The following is a 3,789-nucleotide window of genomic DNA, read 5'->3' on the forward strand; positions in this document are numbered from 1 at the left end:
AGGCGGTCTTCTGCACGCAAAACGAGACCGCCACCGGCGTTACCAGCGACGTCGCCGGCTGTCGCGCGGTGCTCGATGCAGTGAACCACCCAGCGCTCCTCTTCGTCGACGGCGTCTCGTCGATCGGCTCGATCGACTTCCGTCAGGAGGAATGGCGCGTCGACTGCGCGGTAAGCGGCTCGCAGAAAGGTTTCATGCTGCCCGCCGGCCTCGGCTTCCTGTCGGTCAGCAAGAAGGCGCTGGCGGCGTCGCGAGTCGCGACCCACCGGCGCTGCTACTTCTCCTTCGATGACATGATCCGCGCCAACGACGCCGGCTATTTCCCCTACACACCCGCCACGCAGCTGCTGCGCGGCCTGCGCGCCTCGCTCGACCTGATCGCCGAGGAAGGGCTAGACAACATCTTCGCCCGCCACCATCGCCTCGCCGAAGGCGTGCGCAAGGCGGTCGACGCTTGGGGGTTGAAGCTGTGCGCCAAGGCGCCGCAATGGCACTCCGATACGGTGAGCGCGATCCTGGTGCCGGAAGGCATCGACAGCGGCGACGTGGTCAAGCGTGCCTACCGCACCTATCAGACATCGCTCGGCGGCGGCCTCAACAAGGTCTTCGGCAAGGTCTTCCGCATCGGCCATCTCGGCTGGCTGAACGAGGTGATGGTCTGCGCCTCGCTGTCGGCGGCCGAAATGGCGCTGCTTGATTGCGGCGTGCGCCTGGCGCCGGGCTCGGGCGTGGCGGCTGCGATCGAGCATTTCCGGCGCACGGCCGCAATGCCGGTCGCCGAGGCGGCGTGAGGAACGGACGATGAGCCACACCATCAACCACCTCAAGAAGCTCAGGCTCCAGCGCAGCGAGCTGGCGGTTCCCGGCTCCAGCCCGGAAATGATCGACAAGGCGGCGAACAGCGCCGCCGACTTCGTCTTCCTCGACATCGAGGACGCGGTGGCGCCGCCCGACAAGGAGCGCGCGCGCAAGAACATCATCCAGGCGCTGAACGACATCGATTGGCGCGCCAAGGGCAAGACCGTGTCGGTGCGCATCAACGGCCTCGACACCCACTACATGTACCGCGACGTGGTCGACGTCATGGAACAGGCCGGCGACCGGCTGGACACTATCCTAGTGCCGAAGGTCGGCGTGCCGGCGGACCTCTATATGGTCGAGGCCATGGTCAACCAGATCGAGATGGCCAAGGGTTTCAAGACCCGGGTCGGTCTCGAAGCGCTGATCGAAACCGCGCTCGGCATGGCCAATGTCGAGGCGATCGCCGCCACGCCCGGCCGGCTCGAAGCGATGCATTTCGGCGTCGCCGATTACGCCGCCAGCAACAAGGCGCGCACCGTCAACATCGGCGGCCTCAACCCTGACTATCCCGGCGATCAGTGGCATTTCGCCCTGTCGCGCATGACTGTCGCCTGCCGCGCCTATGGCTTGCGCGCCATCGACGGACCGTTCGGCGATTTCTCCGACCCCGAAGGTTTCACAGCAGCCGCCAGGCGCGCCGCCGCACTCGGCATCGAAGGCAAATGGGCGATCCATCCGTCGCAAATCGCTCTGGCCAACGACGTGTTCTCGCCGCCGGAAAAGGAGGTCACCCGCGCTCGCCGCATCCTTGAAGTGCTCAAGGAAGCGGAGGCGCTCGGCAAGGGCGCGGCGGCGCTCGACGGCAAGATGATCGACGCTGCCTCGGAACGCATGGCACGCAATGTTCTGGTGGTGAGCGAGGCGATCGAGCGCGCCAGCCAGGCGCATAGCGCAGCGCATTAGATTACCGGGAGGACAAGATGGACATTCACGAATACCAGGCCAAGGAACTGCTCGCCCGCCACGGCGTGCATGTCCCGCGCGGCGGCCTTGCCTACAGCCCCGAGCAGGCGACCTACCGGGCGCGCGAGATCGGCGGCTCGAAATGGGTGCTGAAGGCGCAGGTCCATTCCGGCGCGCGCGGCAAAGCCGGCGGCATCAAGCTCTGCTCCAACGACGAGGAGATCTCCAACGCCGCCGAGGGAATGCTCGGCCGCAAGCTGGTCACCCAGCAGACCGGCCCGCGCGGCAAGCTGATCTCGCGCCTCTATCTCGAGGAAGCCGTCGACATCGCGCAGGAGCTCTATCTCGGCTTCGTGCTCGACCGCAAGGAAGAGCGCGTCATGATCGTGGCATCGGCCGCCGGCGGCATGGAGATCGAGGACATCTCCGAAAAGAAGCCGGATTCCATCATCCGCGCCGCCGTCGATCCGGGCGTCGGCATGCAGGGCTTCCAGGCGCGCGAGATCGCCTTCGGCCTCGGACTTGAAAGCAACCTGATCGGCAAGGCCACCGAGACCATCCTCGGCTGCTATCAGGTGTTCCGCGACTACGACGCCTCGATGCTGGAGATCAATCCGCTGGTGGTGACCCGCGACGGCAGCCTCGTCGCGCTCGACGCCAAGATGTCGTTCGACGAGAACGCGCTGTTCCGCCGCCCGGAAATCTCGGAACTGCGCGACAAGAGCCAGGAAGACCCGCGCGAGACTTTTGCGAGCGATCGCGGTCTCTCCTATGTCGGGCTGGACGGCAATATCGGCTGCATCATCAACGGCGCAGGCCTCGCCATGGCGACGATGGACATGATCAAGATCGCCGGCGGCGAGCCCGCCAATTTCCTCGACATCGGCGGCGGCGCCTCGCCCGAGCGGGTGGCGAAATCCTTCCGCGCCGTGCTCGGCGACAAGAATGTCGAGACCATCCTGGTCAACATCTTCGCCGGCATCAACCGCTGCGACTGGGTCGCCGAAGGCGTCATCAAGGCGATCCGCGAGGTCGGCGTCGACGTGCCGCTGGTGGTGCGCCTCTCCGGCACCAAGGTCGAGGAAGGACGCAAGATCCTGGCCGACTCCGGCGAGGCGGTGATCGTCGCCCACACGCTGGCCGAAGCCGCCGAAAAGGCCGTCGCCGCCTGGCGCGAAGCCACCAAGAACAAGAAAGCAGCCTGAGGGAGGTCGAGAAATGGCAATCCTGCTCAACCGCAGCACGCGCGTCATTGTCCAGGGTTTCACCGGCAAGATCGGTAGCTTCCACGCCGACGACATGAAGCGCTACGGCACCAAGCTGGTCGGCGGCGTCACCCCTGGGAAAGGCGGCCAGACGCATCTCGGCCTGCCCGTCTTCAACACCGTCAAGGGCGCTGTACGCGAGACCCGGGCCGAGGCGAGCATCGTCTTCGTGCCGCCGCCCTTCGCCGCCGATTCGATCATGGAGGCGGCGGACGCCGGCATTAAGCTTTGCGTCTGCATCACCGACGGCATCCCCTCCCAGGACATGATGCAGGTGAAGCGCTACATGCGCCGCTACCGCTTCGAGGACCGCATGCGGCTCGTCGGCCCGAACTGCGCCGGCGTCATCACGCCCGGACAGGCGCTGATGGGCATCATGCCCGGCAGCATTTATCTCCCCGGACGCGTCGGCATCGTCGGGCGCTCGGGCACGCTGGGCTACGAGGCCGCCTCGCAGATGAAGGCGTTGGGCATCGGTGTGTCGACCAGCGTCGGCATCGGCGGCGATCCGATCAATGGTTCGTCCTTCAAGGATATCCTTCAGCTCTTCGAGCGCGACGAGGACACCGACGCCGTGGTGATGATCGGCGAGATCGGCGGACCACAGGAAGCCGAAGCCGCGATCTGGGCGCGCGACAACATGCGAAAGCCGCTGATCGCCTACATCGCCGGACTTTCGGCGCCGAAGGGCCGCCGCATGGGCCATGCCGGCGCCATCATCTCCGCCTTCGGCGAATCGGCGCAGGAAAAGGTCGAGATC

4 protein-coding genes are annotated in these 3,789 nt (G+C 66.0%); all 4 read left to right on the forward strand.

Features of this window, described 5'->3' with window-relative positions; all coding sequences use genetic code 11:
- Positions 1-791 (forward strand): aminotransferase class V-fold PLP-dependent enzyme (locus EOA60_RS23000; RefSeq protein WP_128311942.1); only part of this gene is annotated, 791 nt, incomplete at its 5' end.
- Positions 792-801: 10 nt separating this feature from the next.
- Positions 802-1,764 (forward strand): CoA ester lyase, encoded by a 963-nt coding sequence (locus tag EOA60_RS23005; RefSeq protein ID WP_095825700.1) that lies wholly within the window; start codon positions 802-804, stop codon positions 1,762-1,764.
- A gap of 17 nt (positions 1,765-1,781) precedes the next feature.
- Positions 1,782-2,969, forward strand: coding sequence for a malate--CoA ligase subunit beta (locus EOA60_RS23010; protein ID WP_127335075.1), 1,188 nt, complete (start codon positions 1,782-1,784; stop codon positions 2,967-2,969).
- Positions 2,970-2,982: 13 nt separating this feature from the next.
- On the forward strand, positions 2,983-3,789 hold an 807-nt coding region (sucD, locus tag EOA60_RS23015; RefSeq protein ID WP_128311944.1), incomplete at its 3' end, for a succinate--CoA ligase subunit alpha.

The sequence above is a fragment of the Mesorhizobium sp. M1A.F.Ca.IN.020.06.1.1 genome (genome assembly GCF_004023265.1).
GTDB lineage: Bacteria > Pseudomonadota > Alphaproteobacteria > Rhizobiales > Rhizobiaceae > Mesorhizobium.